This is a genomic window from Actinomycetota bacterium (assembly GCA_035536535.1).
In the GTDB taxonomy this organism is placed as follows: domain Bacteria; phylum Actinomycetota; class JAICYB01; order JAICYB01; family JAICYB01; genus DATLNZ01.
Genome location: DATLNZ010000159.1, coordinates 39,577 through 54,620, shown reverse-complemented (window position 1 = coordinate 54,620; position 15,044 = coordinate 39,577). Strand labels below are relative to the sequence as shown.

Annotated in this window: 30 protein-coding genes; all 30 read left to right on the top strand. The window is 67.1% G+C overall.

From position 1 onward, the window contains the following. A partial coding sequence (locus VNE62_10890; protein ID HVE92784.1) for an elongation factor Tu occupies positions 1-160 on the top strand: 160 nt, incomplete at its 5' end. Positions 161-232: 72 nt separating this feature from the next. Then, positions 233-565, top strand: coding sequence for a 30S ribosomal protein S10 (rpsJ, locus tag VNE62_10885; protein HVE92783.1), 333 nt, complete (start codon positions 233-235; stop codon positions 563-565). Positions 566-570: 5 nt separating this feature from the next. Beyond that, a complete protein-coding gene (gene rplC, locus VNE62_10880) occupies positions 571-1,218 on the top strand; it encodes a 50S ribosomal protein L3 (GenBank protein HVE92782.1) in 648 nt (215 codons plus the stop codon). Then, on the top strand, positions 1,215-1,880 hold the full coding sequence (gene rplD, locus VNE62_10875) for a 50S ribosomal protein L4 (GenBank protein HVE92781.1): 666 nt from the start codon (positions 1,215-1,217) through the stop codon (positions 1,878-1,880). The genes rplC and rplD overlap by 4 nt, the downstream gene beginning before the upstream one ends. Continuing rightward, entirely contained in the window at positions 1,877-2,167 is a 291-nt protein-coding gene (gene rplW / locus VNE62_10870; protein HVE92780.1) for a 50S ribosomal protein L23, read from the top strand. Before rplD ends, rplW begins: the two co-directional genes overlap by 4 nt. Positions 2,168-2,170: 3 nt before the next feature. Beyond that, complete coding sequence (gene rplB, locus VNE62_10865; GenBank protein HVE92779.1) at positions 2,171-3,004, top strand: 50S ribosomal protein L2; 834 nt, start codon at positions 2,171-2,173, stop codon at positions 3,002-3,004. Between the two features lie 14 nt (positions 3,005-3,018). Continuing rightward, positions 3,019-3,300, top strand: coding sequence for a 30S ribosomal protein S19 (rpsS, locus tag VNE62_10860; GenBank protein HVE92778.1), 282 nt, complete (start codon positions 3,019-3,021; stop codon positions 3,298-3,300). Next, the gene (gene rplV, locus VNE62_10855; GenBank protein ID HVE92777.1) at positions 3,301-3,672 is read left to right on the top strand and encodes a 50S ribosomal protein L22; all 372 of its coding nucleotides are present in this window, start codon (positions 3,301-3,303) and stop codon (positions 3,670-3,672) included. It abuts the gene before it with no gap. Next, positions 3,672-4,487, top strand: a complete 816-nt coding sequence (gene rpsC / locus VNE62_10850) for a 30S ribosomal protein S3 (protein HVE92776.1) — start codon at positions 3,672-3,674, stop codon at positions 4,485-4,487. Before rplV ends, rpsC begins: the two co-directional genes overlap by 1 nt. A gap of 6 nt (positions 4,488-4,493) precedes the next feature. Further along, positions 4,494-4,913, top strand: a complete 420-nt coding sequence (gene rplP, locus VNE62_10845; protein ID HVE92775.1) for a 50S ribosomal protein L16 — start codon at positions 4,494-4,496, stop codon at positions 4,911-4,913. Then, on the top strand, positions 4,910-5,122 hold the full coding sequence (gene rpmC / locus VNE62_10840) for a 50S ribosomal protein L29 (GenBank protein ID HVE92774.1): 213 nt from the start codon (positions 4,910-4,912) through the stop codon (positions 5,120-5,122). The genes rplP and rpmC overlap by 4 nt, the downstream gene beginning before the upstream one ends. Beyond that, entirely contained in the window at positions 5,119-5,388 is a 270-nt protein-coding gene (rpsQ, locus tag VNE62_10835) for a 30S ribosomal protein S17 (protein HVE92773.1), read from the top strand. The genes rpmC and rpsQ overlap by 4 nt, the downstream gene beginning before the upstream one ends. Further along, positions 5,385-5,753: a 50S ribosomal protein L14 gene (gene rplN / locus VNE62_10830; GenBank protein ID HVE92772.1), complete on the top strand. Its 369-nt coding sequence runs from the start codon at positions 5,385-5,387 to the stop codon at positions 5,751-5,753. The genes rpsQ and rplN overlap by 4 nt, the downstream gene beginning before the upstream one ends. A 5-nt stretch (positions 5,754-5,758) precedes the next feature. After that, positions 5,759-6,076 (top strand): 50S ribosomal protein L24, encoded by a 318-nt coding sequence (gene rplX, locus VNE62_10825; GenBank protein ID HVE92771.1) that lies wholly within the window; start codon positions 5,759-5,761, stop codon positions 6,074-6,076. Positions 6,077-6,079: 3 nt separating this feature from the next. Next, positions 6,080-6,781, top strand: coding sequence for a 50S ribosomal protein L5 (gene rplE, locus VNE62_10820; GenBank protein HVE92770.1), 702 nt, complete (start codon positions 6,080-6,082; stop codon positions 6,779-6,781). 8 nt (positions 6,782-6,789) lie between these two features. After that, a complete protein-coding gene (locus tag VNE62_10815) occupies positions 6,790-6,978 on the top strand; it encodes a type Z 30S ribosomal protein S14 (GenBank protein HVE92769.1) in 189 nt (62 codons plus the stop codon). Then, positions 6,978-7,385, top strand: a complete 408-nt coding sequence (gene rpsH / locus VNE62_10810; GenBank protein HVE92768.1) for a 30S ribosomal protein S8 — start codon at positions 6,978-6,980, stop codon at positions 7,383-7,385. Before VNE62_10815 ends, rpsH begins: the two co-directional genes overlap by 1 nt. A 1-nt stretch (position 7,386) precedes the next feature. Beyond that, complete coding sequence (gene rplF, locus VNE62_10805; protein ID HVE92767.1) at positions 7,387-7,950, top strand: 50S ribosomal protein L6; 564 nt, start codon at positions 7,387-7,389, stop codon at positions 7,948-7,950. Beyond that, the gene (gene rplR, locus VNE62_10800; GenBank protein HVE92766.1) at positions 7,950-8,333 is read left to right on the top strand and encodes a 50S ribosomal protein L18; all 384 of its coding nucleotides are present in this window, start codon (positions 7,950-7,952) and stop codon (positions 8,331-8,333) included. Before rplF ends, rplR begins: the two co-directional genes overlap by 1 nt. Then, complete coding sequence (rpsE, locus tag VNE62_10795) at positions 8,330-8,992, top strand: 30S ribosomal protein S5 (GenBank protein ID HVE92765.1); 663 nt, start codon at positions 8,330-8,332, stop codon at positions 8,990-8,992. The genes rplR and rpsE overlap by 4 nt, the downstream gene beginning before the upstream one ends. After that, positions 8,992-9,195, top strand: a complete 204-nt coding sequence (rpmD, locus tag VNE62_10790) for a 50S ribosomal protein L30 (GenBank protein HVE92764.1) — start codon at positions 8,992-8,994, stop codon at positions 9,193-9,195. The genes rpsE and rpmD overlap by 1 nt, the downstream gene beginning before the upstream one ends. Further along, positions 9,192-9,629, top strand: coding sequence for a 50S ribosomal protein L15 (gene rplO, locus VNE62_10785; protein ID HVE92763.1), 438 nt, complete (start codon positions 9,192-9,194; stop codon positions 9,627-9,629). The genes rpmD and rplO overlap by 4 nt, the downstream gene beginning before the upstream one ends. A gap of 3 nt (positions 9,630-9,632) precedes the next feature. Then, the gene (gene secY, locus VNE62_10780; GenBank protein HVE92762.1) at positions 9,633-10,925 is read left to right on the top strand and encodes a preprotein translocase subunit SecY; all 1,293 of its coding nucleotides are present in this window, start codon (positions 9,633-9,635) and stop codon (positions 10,923-10,925) included. 35 nt (positions 10,926-10,960) lie between these two features. After that, positions 10,961-11,608, top strand: a complete 648-nt coding sequence (locus VNE62_10775; protein ID HVE92761.1) for an adenylate kinase — start codon at positions 10,961-10,963, stop codon at positions 11,606-11,608. Positions 11,609-11,624: 16 nt separating this feature from the next. Continuing rightward, positions 11,625-12,374, top strand: coding sequence for a type I methionyl aminopeptidase (gene map / locus VNE62_10770; protein HVE92760.1), 750 nt, complete (start codon positions 11,625-11,627; stop codon positions 12,372-12,374). 123 nt (positions 12,375-12,497) lie between these two features. Continuing rightward, complete coding sequence (gene rpmJ, locus VNE62_10765; protein HVE92759.1) at positions 12,498-12,614, top strand: 50S ribosomal protein L36; 117 nt, start codon at positions 12,498-12,500, stop codon at positions 12,612-12,614. A 1-nt stretch (position 12,615) separates the two neighbouring features. Further along, positions 12,616-13,002, top strand: a complete 387-nt coding sequence (rpsM, locus tag VNE62_10760) for a 30S ribosomal protein S13 (GenBank protein ID HVE92758.1) — start codon at positions 12,616-12,618, stop codon at positions 13,000-13,002. A 32-nt stretch (positions 13,003-13,034) separates the two neighbouring features. Further along, positions 13,035-13,436, top strand: a complete 402-nt coding sequence (gene rpsK, locus VNE62_10755) for a 30S ribosomal protein S11 (protein ID HVE92757.1) — start codon at positions 13,035-13,037, stop codon at positions 13,434-13,436. Positions 13,437-13,438: 2 nt separating this feature from the next. After that, complete coding sequence (gene rpsD / locus VNE62_10750; GenBank protein HVE92756.1) at positions 13,439-14,068, top strand: 30S ribosomal protein S4; 630 nt, start codon at positions 13,439-13,441, stop codon at positions 14,066-14,068. 40 nt (positions 14,069-14,108) lie between these two features. After that, on the top strand, positions 14,109-15,044 hold the full coding sequence (locus tag VNE62_10745) for a DNA-directed RNA polymerase subunit alpha (GenBank protein ID HVE92755.1): 936 nt from the start codon (positions 14,109-14,111) through the stop codon (positions 15,042-15,044).

The following is a 15,044-nucleotide window of genomic DNA, read 5'->3' as shown; positions in this document are numbered from 1 at the left end:
CACCCTGCAGGAGGGAGTGGAGATGGTCATGCCCGGAGACAACACCGAGATGGACGTGGAGCTGATCACCCCCATCGCCATGGAGGAGGGCCAGCGCTTCGCCATCCGTGAAGGCGGCCGCACCGTGGGTGCGGGCCGAGTTACCAAGATCATCAAGTAGCCAGTCACGGGGCCCCGCGGCCCCCGTGACTACTGTCCGGCGAGCGAGCGAGAAGAGGCGGCAACGGCAGCGATGGCACCCCCGCAGCAACGAATCAGGATCAAGCTGAAGGCCTTCGACCACGAGGTCGTCGACCTTTCGGCCAAGCGCATCGTCGACACGGTGCTGCGCTCCGGCGCGCGCGTGTCGGGCCCGGTGCCTCTGCCGACGGAGCGGGGGATCATCTGCCTCATCCGGTCACCGCACAAGGACAAGGACTCGCGGGAGCACTTCGAGATGCGCACCCACAAGCGGCTGATCGACGTGATAGACCCGACCCCCCGCACGATCGAGGACCTGACGCGCCTGGATCTGCCGGCGGGCGTGGACATCGAGATCAAGCTCGCAGGTGCGGGTGCCCGCTGATCGCCATGCCTACCGTGACCAAGGGAATCATCGGGCGGAAGCTGGGCATGACCCAGGTCTTCGACGAGGCTGCCCGCGCGCTGCCCGTCACGGTGGTGCAGGTCGGCCCGTGCCGGGTCGCGCAGCTGCGCACCCCTGAGCGCGACGGCTACTCCGCGGTCCAGCTGGCGTTCGACGAGATCCCGGACCGCAAGCTGAACAAGCCGGAGGCCGGACACCTCCGCAAGGCGGGGCTGGACGGCCACCGCCATCTGGTCGAGTTGCGGGTGGCGGATCCTTCGGTCTTCTCCGTGGGCCAGGAGCTGCGAGCGGACGTCTTCGAGCAGGGCGAACAGGTCGACGTGGTTGGGACGTCCAAAGGCAAGGGCTTTTCCGGTGTTTACAAGCGCCACAATTTCGGAGGCGCCCCCGCGAGCCACGGCACGGAGCGCAAGCACCGCACACCCGGGTCCGTCGGCGGCGGCTCGACCCCCGCCCGTGTGTTCAAGGGCTTGAAGCTGCCGGGGCGGTACGGCCACGAGCGCGTGACGGTCCTGAACCTGCCCGTCGTGAAGGTCGACGCCGAGCGAAACCTTCTGCTCGTCAAGGGAGCCGTGCCCGGTCCCAACGGCGGGCTTGTCATCGTCCGGTCCTCGGTGAGGGGGAAGCGGTGAACGTCCCACTACTGGCTGAGGACGGGTCCAGCGCGGAGCAGATCGAGCTGTCCGACGAGATCTTCGCGGCGAAGGTGAACGTGCCGCTGATGCACCAGGTCGTGACGGCCCAGCTCGCCGCTGCCCGCAGCGGGACCCATTCCACCAAGACCCGGGCGGAGGTCAGCGGGGGCGGCAAAAAGCCATGGCGCCAGAAGGGCACCGGACGCGCGCGTCACGGTTCGACCCGCGAGCCGCAGTGGAAGGGCGGCGGGACCGTGTTCGGTCCGAAGCCGCGATCGCACGCCGTGTCGGTCCCCAAGAAGATGAAGGCGCTGGCCCTGAGGTCCGCGCTGTCGTCCAGGATGTCGTCCGGGGGTCTGTTCGTGGTCGCGGACCCGCCGTTCGAGGTTCCCAAGACCCGCCGGGCGGCCGCCGCCCTGGGCGCCTGGAGCGTTCAGGGCAAGGTTCTCGTGGTCGTGGACTCCTCCCAGGTCCTTACGGCGGTGGCTTTCCGCAACCTGGCACGGTCGCACTGCATCGACGAGACCCAGCTGAACGTCTACGACGTTCTGCGCCACGACAGCATCGTCTTCACGCGCACGGCCGTGGAGGCGTTTCAGCAGAGAGCCGCCGATCTTCCCGGCCGGCGCACGGCTCCCGCGCCGGAGGAGGCGTCATGAGCCTTGAAGCGAGGGACGTCATCATCCGGCCCGTCGTCTCGGAGAAGTCCTACGCGGCGGCCGAGGGCGGCAAGTACACGTTCGTGGTCGCGGCCAAGGCCACCAAGCCGGACATCCGCCGCGCCGTCGAGACGATCTGGGGCGTTCACGTCAAGCAGGTCAACACGGTGAAGCGCCGCGGGAAGATGGTGCGCCGCCACCTCGTCCAAGGACAGCGCCGGGACACCCGCCGGGCAGTCGTCACCCTGGCGCCCGGCGAGAAGATCGAGATTTTCAACACGGGATAGCCGATGCCCATCAGACAGCGAAAGCCCACATCCTCAGGACGCCGGTTCCAGACCGTCGCGACCTACGAGGGCATATCGACCAAGAGGCCCGAAAAGGCTCTCACCGTCCCTCTGCCGAAGACCGGGGGGCGCAACGCGCACGGCCGCATCACGTCGCGCCGGCGTGGCGGCGGCAACAAGCGCAGCTACCGGATCATCGATTTCAGGCGCAACAAGGATGGGATCCCGGCGAAGGTCGCGGCGATCGAATACGACCCGAACCGGTCGGCCCGCATCGCGCTGCTGCACTACGCCGACGGCGAAAAGCGATACATCCTTGCGCCCGACGGCCTGCGCGCAGGTGCCATGGTGCAGTCCGGGACGGGGGCCGAGATCAAGCCCGGCAACTCGCTGCCGCTGGCGCGGATACCGGACGGAACCGTGATCCACAACGTGGAGCTTGTCCCCGGACAGGGCGGGCGGATCGCCCGTTCCGCTGGGACCAGCGTCCAGCTCATGGCCAAGGAGAAGGGCTACGCAAACCTGCGGATGCCCTCCGGGGAGATCCGGCTGGTCCACGCGCAGTGCAAGGCCACGGTCGGGCAGGTCGGCAACACGGAGCACGAGCTGGTCTCGCTGGGCAAGGCCGGGCGCAACAGGTGGAAGGGCCGGCGGCCCAAGGTGCGAGGAGTGGCCATGAACCCCGTCGACCACCCCCACGGAGGCGGCGAGGGCAAGGCGTCCGGCGGACGTCCGGCCTCCACCCCGTGGGGACAGCCGGAGCGGCGGACGCGTCAGAAGCGCAAGACATCGAGCACGTTCATCGTCCGAAGGCGGGAGAAGAAGCGGCGCAAGTAGCCGCTGGAGCCAACATGCCGAGAAGCCTCAAAAAAGGACCCTTCGTAGACGAGCACCTGGCACGCAAGGTGTCGCTGCTCAACGACCGCAACGACCGCCGCGTGATCAGGACGTGGTCGCGTCGGTCCACGATCACCCCCGACATGGTGGGGCATACGATCGCGGTCCACGACGGGCGCAAGCACGTCCCGGTGTTCGTGACGGAGGCGATGGTCGGACACAAGCTCGGCGAATTCGCCCCCACCCGGACCTACCGGCGCCACGGCGCCACCGAGAAGTCATCGAGGACGAGATAGATGGCCAGAAGGCTCGAAGAGAACACACGCGAGGGCAAGGCGGTGGCGAAGTTCGTCGCCATGTCGCCGTCCAAGATCCGGCGGTCGGCCGACCTGATGCGCGGCAAGCCGCTGCTCGAGGCACGCCGCCTGCTGGCGTTCTCCCCGCTGCGTGGTTCCAGGGTGCTGCTCAAGGTTCTGGACTCGGCCGCAGCCAACGCCGTTAACAACTTTCACCTGCCGGAGGACCGTCTGTTCGTCTACCGCGCGTTCGTGGACGAGGGACCGACCTACAAGCGCTGGAGGCCCAAGGCCTACGGCCGGGCCGGCCGGATCCGCAAGCGCCGCAGCCACGTCACCGTCGTCGTCCGCGCAGCTGGAGAGGAGTCCTAATGGGCCAGAAGGTCAACCCCTACGGGTTCCGGCTCGGCGTGACGACCGACTGGAAGTCGCGCTGGTTCGCGGACCGCAAGCAGTACAAGCTCTACCTGCACGAGGATCTGCGCATCAGGCAGTTCATCCAGAAGGAGCTCCCGCAGGCGGGGATCTCCCGAGTTGAGATCGAGCGGACCCGCGACCGCGTGCGTGTGGACATTCACACCGCCCGTCCCGGGATCGTCATCGGCCGGCGTGGAGCGGAGGTCGAGCACCTCAAGGAGCGCATCCAGAAGATGACGGGGGCCGCCGAGGTGCGCGTCGACGCGCTGGAGATCAAACTGCCTCAACTGGAGGCGCCTCTGCTCGCCCAGGTCATCGCGGAGCAGATCGCGGGACGGGTCCAGTTCCGCAAGGCGATGAAGCGCGCGGTCGGAGAGGCCATGCGCTTCGGCGCCAAAGGCGTGAAGGTGCAGTGCTCCGGACGCCTTGCGGGAGCCGAGATGGCCCGGACCGTCGCCGACCGCGACGGCCAGGTCCCGCTCACCACCCTGCGCGCGGACATCGACTACGGCTTCTACGAGTCCCGCACCAAGTACGGCCGCATCGGGGTGAAGGTCTGGATCTACAAGGGCCAGATCCTTCCCAAGCCGGAGGAGGAGCGCATCCGCAAGGCAGCCCAGGAGAGGGTCCGCAGACGCGGGGGCGGCAGGCCGCGCAGGCCCGTCGAGGAGACCTCGGCTCCCGTGCAGTCGGCACCCGCCGATGCGGCGCCGGCCCAGTCCGAACCCGCGCAGCCCGCGCCTGAGACTTCCGCAGGAAGCGAGGGGTAGCCGCTCATGTTGATGCCGAAGAAGGTCAAGCACCGCAAGCAGCACAGGCCGAAGCTGCGCTCTCACCCCAAAGGCGGGGTGACGGTGGCGTTCGGCGAGTGGGGCCTGCAGGCGCTGGAGCCGGGCTTTCTGACGAACCGTCAGATCGAGGCGGCTCGTATCGCCATGACCCGGTACATCAAGCGCGGAGGCAAGGTCTGGGTGAACATTTTCCCCGACCGTCCCCGCACGAAAAAGGCGGCCGAGACCCGAATGGGGTCCGGAAAGGGCAACCCCGAGATCTGGGTGGCAGTCGTCCGGCCGGGGCGAGTGCTGTTCGAGCTGGCCGGCGTCCCGGAGGACGTCGCCCGCGAAGCGCTCAGACTCGCCGCGCACAAGCTGCCGCTTCGGTGCCGGTTCCTGCGGCGAGGGGAGCTGCCCATATGAAGCCAATGCAAGTCCGTGACCTGGCGACCGAGGAGCTGGAGGACAGGCTGCGCGAGCTCAAGGAGGAGCTCTTCAACCTGCGCTTCCAACTGGCCACGGGCCAGTTGGACAACCACCGGCGGATGCGCATCGTCAAGCAGGACGTCGCGCGCGTCCGGACGGTGCTTCGCGAAAGGGAGATCCAGGAGTGGACCGGAGGTGGGGCATGACCGAGCCTCAGGAGCGGGGCATGCGCAGGGTCCGGACCGGACACGTGGTCTCCAACGCCATGGACAAGACGGTAGTGGTGCGGGTGCGCACTACCGGCCAGCACGCGCTCTACTCGAAGGCCGTCAGGCGCGTAGAGAAGTTCTACGCCGACGACCCGGAAAACAGCTGCAGGGTAGGCGATGTCGTCCGGATCGCTGAGACGCGTCCGCTGTCGAAGCTCAAGCGGTGGCGTGTGGTCGAGGTCGTGGAAAGGGCGCGTGAGTGATCCAGCAGGAGACGAGGGTCCGGGTGGCCGACAACACCGGCGCGCGCCAGGTGCTCGTGATCCGCGTGCTCGGCGGGTCGGGCAAGCGCTACGCGCGCCTTGGTGACATCATTGTGGGGACCGTCAAGGACGCGGTTCCCGGAGCATCGGTCTCAAAGGGATCGGTCATCAAGGGCGTCGTCGTCCGCTGCGTCAAGGAGTCCCGGCGCCAGGACGGCTCGTACATCAAGTTCGACGACAACGCGATCGTCATCATCGACGAGGCGGGCAACCCCAAGGGGACCCGCATCTTCGGCCCGGTCGCCAGAGAATTGCGCGAGCGGAAGTTCATGCGGATCGTCTCGCTCGCGCCGGAGGTGCTGTAGTGAAGCTGACCGTCAAGCGTGGAGACCAGGTCCGGGTCATGACCGGGAAGGACCGGGGCAAGCAGGGCCGGGTCCTCAAGGTGATCCCCCGTGAGGCCCGGATCCTCGTGGAGGGCGTGAACCTGACCAAGCGCCACATGAAGCTGCGTCCCGCGCGCGGCCGGTCGGGCCAGGAGGGTGGGATCGTGGAGCGCGAGGCGGCCATAGCGATCTCCAACGTGCAGGTGCTGTGTCCGTCCTGCGGGCCGACCAGGGTCGGTCACAACGTCCAGGAGGACGGACTCCACGTCAGGGTCTGCCGTAAGTGCGGCGGGGAGCTGTAGGACATGGCCAAGGACACCAAGAAGAGCGCTCAGGCTCCGCAGGGGAAGGGCAAGGGAGGCAAGGGCGGCGGACAGTCCGCGCAGGATCGCAAGCGCGACGCCCCCTCGTTCCAGCCGGCCCCCGACACGTACGAGCCTAGGCTGCGCAGTCGATACCGCGAGGACATCGTTCCCGTGTTGATGGAACGCTTCGGGTACTCCAACCCGATGCAGGTTCCGCGGCTGGAGAAGATCGTCCTCAATATGGGCCTGGGTGAGGCCGTGCGCGATCCGCGCATCATCGAGCTCGCCGTGCGCGACCTGCAGGTGGTCGCGGGGCAGAAGCCGGTGGTTACGCACGCTCGCAAGTCCATCGCCGGCTTTAAGCTCCGCGCGGGGATGCCCATCGGGGCGAAGGTGACCCTTCGGGGCCCCCGGATGTGGGAATTCCTGGACCGGCTGCTGTCGATCGCCCTTCCCCGCATCCGGGACTTCAGAGGACTGAACCCCCAGTCCTTCGATGGTCAGGGCAACTACACGATGGGCGTCACCGAGCAATTGATTTTTCCCGAGATCGAGTACGACAAGATCGAGCGGCAGCTGGGCATGGACATCACTTGCGTGACCACGGCGCGGGAGAACGAGGAGGGCTACCAGCTCCTGAAGGAGCTCGGCTTCCCCTTCCGGGCTCGAGCCGAGGCCCAAGCCCAGGCCCAGGCCGGATAAGGACCCAGATGACGCGCAAATCGCTGTACGTGAAGACGTTCGAGAAAGAGCCGCGCTTTAAGGTGCGCAAGTACACGCGCTGCCGGCGTTGCGGCAGGCCGAGGTCGGTCTACCGCAAGCTGGAGCTGTGCAGAATCTGCATCCGCGAGCTTTGCCACGCGGGTGAGATCCCGGGCATGCGGAAAGCGAGCTGGTAATGGGCACAGGCGTCATAAGCGACCCGATCGGCGACCTGCTGACCCGCATCCGCAACGGGCTTCACGCCCGGCACGCGGAGGTGGTGCTTCCGCATTCGAGCGTCAAGGCGCGGATTGCGGAGATTTTGATGCAGGAGGGTTACCTGACCGACGTCCAGATCGAGCCGTCCGCGGTGCAGGGGAAGTTGCGGGTCACGCTGAAGTACACCCCCGATCGCAAGCCGGTCATTCTGGGGCTGCGCAGGGTCTCCAAGCCGGGCCTGCGTGTGTACGCCGGGTGGGACGAGGTCCGCAAGGTGCAGGGCGGACTCGGGGTGGCCATACTGTCCACCTCCCGCGGTCTGATGGTTGATCGCGAAGCACGCCGCTCACGTATCGGCGGCGAAGTCCTGTGTGAGGTCTGGTGAGATGAGTCGGATAGGCAGGATGCCCATTCAAATCCCGGACGGCGTCGAGCTGCGGATCGAGCCCGGCGTTGTCACCGCGCGCGGCCCTCTGGGAGAGCAGCAGGCGAAGTTCCCGGACGTCGTGCAGGTCGTGCGTGAGGACGACACGCTGACTGTGACGCGGTCGTCTGACGCCCGCCGCGAGCGGGCTTTCCACGGACTGGCCAGGGCCCTGGTGGCCAACGCCGTGCAAGGGGTCTCGCAAGGGTTTCAAAAGGTCCTCGAGCTGAGGGGAGTCGGGTACCGGGCCGCCATGGACGGCAAGGACCTGACCATGCAGCTGGGCTTTTCGCATCCCGTGCGGGTCGATGCACCCGAGGGCATCACTTTCGAGGTGCAGCCGGGCCCCCCCGGCGGCACTCCGCCGGTCCAGAACCTGGTGATCGTGAAGGGTGCCTCCAAGGAGCTCGTGGGACAGGTCGCCGCCACAGTCAGGAAGATCCGTCCCGTGGAGCCCTACAAGGGCAAGGGGATCCGCTACGAAGGCGAGTACGTCAGGCGCAAGGCCGGAAAGGCGGCGAAGTAATGGCCGGTGCCCTGTCCGCGCGCAACAAGGCCCAGGAGCGCCGGCTGTCACGCGTCCGGCGGCATCGGCGGGTCCGCAAGAGGGTTCTCGGCATGCCCGAGCGCCCGCGCCTCGTGGTTTTCCGGTCTGCCCGGCACATCTACGCCCAGGTGATCGACGACGTGGCCGGACGTACGCTCGCCTCGGCCTCGTCGCTGGATGCTTCGCTGCGCGGGGAGCAGGCCCGCAAAGCAGAGTCGGCCAAGCGAGTAGGGTCGATCGTGGCCGAGAGAGCCAAGGCGGCGGGGGTCGAGAAGGTCGCGTTCGACAGAGGCGGCTATGCCTACCACGGCAGGGTCGCAGCCCTGGCCGAAGGGGCACGTGAGGGAGGGTTGCAGTTCTGAGCGCGCAACGCAGATCAGATGCCGGGCGAGGACGCCGACGCGACCGCGACCAGGCCGATGACGGACGTCCTCAGCTCGAGGACAGACTGATCGGACGGCCCAACAGGGTCGCCAAGGTCCAGAAGGGCGGCCGCCGGTTCTCCTTCACCGCGACGATGGTCGTCGGCGACAAGGCGGGCCGCGTCGGCATGGGCTACGGCAAGGCCAAGGAGGTGCCCGCGGCGATCGACAAGGCCAAGGAGTACGCGAAGCGGTCGATGTTCACCGTCCCGATGATCGGCGCGACCATCCCCCACGAGGTCATCGGCGCCCACGGAGCGGCACGCGTGATGCTCAAGCCTGCGGCCCCGGGTACGGGGGTCATCGCTGGGGGACCGGTTCGCGCCGTGCTGGAGTGTGCGGGGGTAGAGGACTGCCTGGCGAAGATCCTCGGCACGAACAATCCGATCAACGTGGTTCACGCGACGATGGAGGGCCTCAAGTCGCTGCGTCGTCCAGAGGAGGTCGCCAGGGTGCGGGGCAAGTCACTCGAGCAGGTGGCTCCCAGGGTCATGCTGCGCCGGATGGAAGCGGCGAAGACCAAGGGCGCGGCTCCCGAAGCCGCGTCGGAGCCGCAGCCCGCAGGCGACGGCGCCGAGCCCGCGAAAGACGGTTCGTGATGCCCAGGATCCGTATCACACAGTTCCGAAGCGTCATCGGGTGTCCCGACGGCCAGCGCAGAACCGTTCGCTCGCTGGGCCTGCGCAAGATCGGGCAGAGCGTCGTGCATGAGGACACCCCGTCGCTGCGCGGGATGGCTTTCAAGGTCAGGCACCTGGTCAAGGTCGAGCCCGAGAACGGCGAGTCCGGAGGGAGCTCATGAAGATTCACGACCTCCGCCCCGCCAAGGGGGCGACGCACAGGTCCAAGAGAGTTGGTCGCGGCGAGTCCTCCGGACTCGGCAAGACCTCGGGACGCGGAATGAAGGGCACGAAGGCGCGCGGGCAGGTTCCCGCTGCTTTCGCCGGAGGTCAAATGCCCCTGCAGCGCCGTTTGCCCAAGTGGGGCGGGTTCACTTCCAGAAACCGCGTGGAATACGCTGTGGTCAACCTGGCCCGGCTCGAAAGCGCGTTCGAGGGCGGGTCTGTGATCGACCCCGACGAGCTGCGCCGGCGGGGGCTCGTTCGGAAGCGGATGCCCGTGAAGGTCCTCGGCCAAGGCGACATCAGCAAGTCCCTGACGATCCGCGCCAACGCGTTCTCAAAGCAGGCCGTCGACAAGATTCAGCATGCGGGCGGCACGGCCGAGGTGATCTAGGACGTGCTGACGGCGCTGCGCAACGCGTTCAAGGTCCCGGATCTCAGGCGCAAGCTGCTTTTCACCTTCTTCATCCTGGCCGTCTTCAGGCTCGGCGCCCACATCCCCGTCCCTGGGATCGACCTGGCGACGCTGAACCGCCAGATCGAGCAGCGCCAGCAGGTCGGAGGAGTCGCCGCTTTCCTGAACCTGTTCTCGGGAGGGGCGCTCACCAACTTCGCCATCTTCGCGCTGGGCATCATGCCGTACATCACGTCCTCGATCATCATGCAGCTGCTCGCCGTGGTCATCCCCCGGCTCGAGGAGTGGCAGAAGCAGGGCGAGGTCGGTCACCGGCAGATCACGAAGTTCACGCGTTACCTGACGATCGTCCTGGCCCTGATCCAGTCGACGGGCCTCGTGTTCCTGTTCCACAGCCCGGAGAACTCCCCGGTGGGGGCGGATGTCGTCCCTAACTTCACTCCACCGAGGGTGGCGCTCATCGTCCTGACGCTGACCGCGGGCACCGGCCTGATCATGTGGCTGGGTGAGCTCATAACCCAGCGCGGCATAGGCAACGGCATGTCGCTGCTGATCTTTGCCGGGATCATCGCCGGGCTCCCGGGCCAGGGCGCCGCGGTCTACGAGCAGTTGAAGATCATCGGGTCCGTCATCTTCCTTTTGATCGGGCTGATGATCGTGGTGGCAATCGTGCTCGTCGAGCAGGGCCAGCGCCGAATCCCGGTCCAGTACGCGAAACGGATCGTCGGACGCAGGATGACCGGGGGCGGGTCCACCTACATACCGATCAAGGTCAACCAGGCCGGTGTCATCCCGATCATCTTCGCGTCCTCTGTTCTGTACATCCCCGTGCTGGTCTCCAGCGCCGCCCCCTGGAAGGGGATGCGCGAGTTCGTCGAGAGGTGGTTCGTCAACCCGGCCACGGTGCCGTACATCGTCCTTTACGCCATCCTCATCCTGCTGTTCACGTTCTTCTACGTGGCGATCACGTTCAACCCGACGCAGCAGGCGGACTACATCCGCAAGTACGGCGGCTTTATCCCCGGGATTCGACCCGGCCGCCCGACCGCCGAGTATCTGAACAAGGTCCTCACGCGGCTCACGGTCCCCGGAAGCCTCTTTCTCGCGCTGGTTGCGGTGGTCCCATCCGTCATAGCCGTCATCACGGGACTGCCCGCGCAGACGTTCCCGTTCGGCGGGACGACGATACTGATCGCGGTGGGTGTGGCGCTCGAGACCATGCGACAGATCGAGTCCCAGCTCCTCATGCGCAACTACGAGGGCTTCCTCAAGTAGCGCCCGACACCGCCTCGCCGAAAAGGATGCCTATCGTGCGGCTGCTGATGGTGGGCCCTCCTGGCGCGGGGAAGGGCACCCAGGCCCGGCGTCTCGCCGAGCGCCTGGGGGTCCCCCACATCGCGTCGGGCGAGCTCCTGCGCCAGGCCATGGCCGACCACTCCGTTGTGGGCGACCAGGTCCGGGACTATGTGGAGCGCGGCGACCTCGTCCCCGACGAGCTGATGATCCATTTCATATCCGCCCGGATCGACTCTGCGGACGCGGAACACTTCGTCCTGGACGGTTTCCCCCGCACGGTCACGCAGGCCGGGGCGCTGGACCTGGCGCTGCAAGAGGCGAGCAGGCCGCTGGACATCGTGGTGCACCTCACGGCGACCGACGAGGAGGTCGTCCGGCGCCTGACGGGACGGCGGATGTGTCCCGTCTGCCAGCACCCGTACCACATGATCTACAACCCGCCGGCCGACGACGAGAAGTGCGACGACGACGGTTCCCCCCTTGTGACCAGGACCGACGATCAGCCGGACACCGTGATGCACAGGCTCGAGGTGTACCACCGCGACACCGAGGAGCTGATCCACCACTACGACAAGCAGGGTCTGGTGGTGACGGTGGACGGCATGGACGGCATGGAGCTCGTCTCCGAACGGATAGACAAGGCCATCGAGGCGGGTCCTTGATGGCCGGCGCGACACCGTGATCATCAAGAAGTCGCCGGACGAGCTCGACCGGATGCGTTCGGCCGGCAAGGTGGTGGCCACCGCGCTTCAGGCGGCGCGGGAGCACGTGAGGCCGGGTGTCCGGACGTCCGAGGTCGACGCGGTCGTCGAGAAGGTCATCCGCGCAGCCGGCTGCGTGCCTTCGTTCAAGGGGTACCGCGGCTTTCCCGGCAGCGTCTGCATCTCGATCAACGAAGAGGTCGTCCACGGGATCCCGGGTCCGCGCCGCATCGAGGAGGGGGACCTGGTGAAGATCGACGTCGGGGCGATCCACGACGGGTACCACGCCGACTCGGCCGCCACCTTCTACGCGGGGGAGTCCCCGCCCGAGGAGGTCCAGGGGCTGCTCAAAGCCACCGAGGAGTCGCTGTGGGCCGGCATCCGCCAGGTGAGGCCCGGGCAGCGGCTGTCCGACATCTCGCACGCCGTGCAGCAGGTCGCCGAGGGGGCGGGGTTCACCGTGGTCCGCGAGTACGTGGGGCACGGGCTCGGGCGCAACCTGCACGAGGAGCCACAGATCCCGAACTATGGCGCGCCCGGCCGGGGGCCGAAGCTGGAGCCCGGCATGGCGCTGGCGATCGAGCCGATGGTCAACGCCGGGGGGTGGGAGACGGAGGTACTCGCCGATGAGTGGACGGTCGTGACCGCGGACCGGTCCCTGTCCGCCCACTTCGAGCACTCGGTCGCAGTGACCGACGGTGATCCGCTTGTGCTCACCCTGCCCTGAGCGGCGGTCGACGCAGGGGGCCGACTACGCTAAACTTGCCGTTCGCCGCCCCGGCAAGGGTACGGCCGCGTTCGCGCGTCCGGGCCTAGGGCGAGAGCTTGAAACCGACAGAAAGCAGGCGTAGTGAAGGTTCGCGCGTCCGTGAAGAAGATGTGTGACAAGTGCAAGGTCATCCGCCGGCACGGCCGGGTTCTCGTGATCTGCGAGAACCCGCGCCACAAGCAGCGCCAGGGGGCCTGATTTGGCACGTATCGCGGGGGTCGACCTGCCGCGCGACAAGCGCGCGGACGTGTCCCTGACCTACATCTTCGGTGTGGGCAACGTGAAGGCGAAGCAGATCTGCGAGCGCGCGAACATCGATCCCGCGGCCAAGGTACGCGACCTGAGCGACGAGGAGGTCGCCCGGATCAGGCAGTGGATCGACGTAAACGTGAAGGTCGAGGGCGAGTTGCGGCGGGAGGTTCAGGAGAACATCCGCCGAAAGATCGAGATCGGGTCCTACCAGGGCATGAGGCACGTCCTCGGACTGCCTGTCCGGGGACAGCGCACTCAGACCAACGCCCGCACGCGCAAGGGTCCCCGCAAGACGGTGGGGGCCAAGAAGAAGAAGGTCGGCAAGAAGGGATAGTCCCAGTGGCGTCCGGACGGGAGCGGTAACGGGTGACTGCGAAGAAGAAGGGTGTCGGCGAGCGCGTAAAGCGGCGCGAGCGAAAGAACATCGCCGCCGGCGAGGCCCACATAAAGTCCAGCTTCAACAACACGACCATCGCGATCACGGATCCCGAGGGTGGTGTGGTCTCCTGGTCGACGGGCGGCACCGTCGGCTTCAAGGGTTCCCGCAAGTCGACTCCGTTCGCGGCGCAGCTGGCGGCCGAGGCCGCCGCGCGCAAGGCGATGGAGCACGGCATGCGGCGAGTGGACGTCTTCGTCAAGGGCCCCGGCTCCGGACGCGAGACGGCCATTCGGGCGCTGCAGGCCGCCGGCCTCGAGGTCGCCAGCATCACCGATGTGACGCCGGTGCCCCACAACGGGTGCCGTCCCCGCAAGCGGCGGAGGGTGTAGCCATGGCCAGATACGCGGAGGCCGACTGCAGGCACTGCCGGCGCGAGGGGATCAAGCTGTATCTCAAGGGCAGCAAGTGCGAGACCCCCAAGTGCCCCATCGAAAAGCGTCCGATCCCGCCGGGCCAGCACGGCCGCCGGCGCGCCGGCAAGGCATCGCCGTACCTGGAGCGGCTGCGTGAGAAGCAGAAGGCGCGCCGGATCTACGGCGTGCTGGAGAAGCAGTTCCGTGGCTATTACGGCGTGGCTGCCCGCCAGAAGGGCGCCACCGGTGAGAACCTGCTCCGGATTCTGGAGCGCCGCTTGGACAACGTCGTGTACCGGGCCGGGTTCGCCCACTCGCGTGACGACGCCCGGCAGCTGGTCCTGCACCGTCACGTCCTTGTCAACGGGCGTCTCACGAACATCCCGTCCTTTTTGTGCCGACCCGGGGACGTCGTCTCCGTGAAGGAGAAGTCCCGGGGAATCGTCCGGGTCCAGGAAGCAACCGAGCGTGCGCAGTCGCGAACGGTCCCCTCCTGGGTCTCGGCTGACTACTCACGCATGGAGGCCAAGGTGACCTCCCTGCCCGAGCGAGGCGAGATCGACGTCCCCGTCAAGGAGTCGTTCATCGTCGAGTTCTACTCGCGGTAGATCCGCGGGCAGTTTCGCTTCTTACGCATAAGGAGGCTTTGTGCTCACGATTGCCAGGGCGACCGTTTCAGAGGAACCCGTCTCGGAGTCGATCTCGAAGTTCGTGATCGAGCCGCTCGAGCCGGGGTTCGGCTACACGCTCGGAAACGCCATGCGCCGGACTTTGCTTTCTTCGGTCCCAGGGGCGGCCATCACGGCCGCCAAGATCGACGGCGTGCTCCACGAGTTCACCACCGTCGCCGGCGTCAAGGAGGACGTCACCGACATCGTCCTCAACCTGAAGGACGTGGTCGTTCGGCTCGAGGGCGACGAGGCGACTGCCTCGCTTCACCTGCGTGCCCGCGGCGCGAAGGAAGTCGTGGCCGGCGACATAGAGGCCCCGGCTGGGGTCGAGATCATCAACCGCGACTCCCACATCGCCTCGCTGAACACCAAGGGGAAGCTCGACATCGAGCTGACCGTCTCCCGTGGCCGTGGCTACCAGGTGGCCGACCGCATGGCCGGCCGGGACGTCATCGGTGAGATTCTCGTGGACGCCATGTTCTCGCCGGTCCGGCGCGTGACGTACGTCGTTGAGCACACGCGGGTCGAGCAGATGACCAACTACGACCGGCTCGTGCTGGAGGTCGAGACGAACGGCGCTGTGGCGCCGAAGGAGGCGACCATGCACGCGGCGCGCCACCTCGGACAGCTGGTCGGCCTGTTCGACGAGCTCGAGGAGGGGGCGGAACGACGCGACGAAAAGCAGGCCGGTCCCGGCCCCCGCGTCGATACGGAACGCCCCGTGGAGCAGCTGGACCTTTCGGTCCGGGCGCTCAACTGCCTCAAGCGCGAGGGGATCAACACGCTGGGCCAGCTGCTGGAGTACTCGATGGAAGACCTCATGGACATCCGCAACTTCGGGGAGAAGTCGGTGGTCGAAGTCGACGAGAAGCTCAAGGAGATGGGCCTGGGGCTCAAGGAGAAGGGGCTGTAG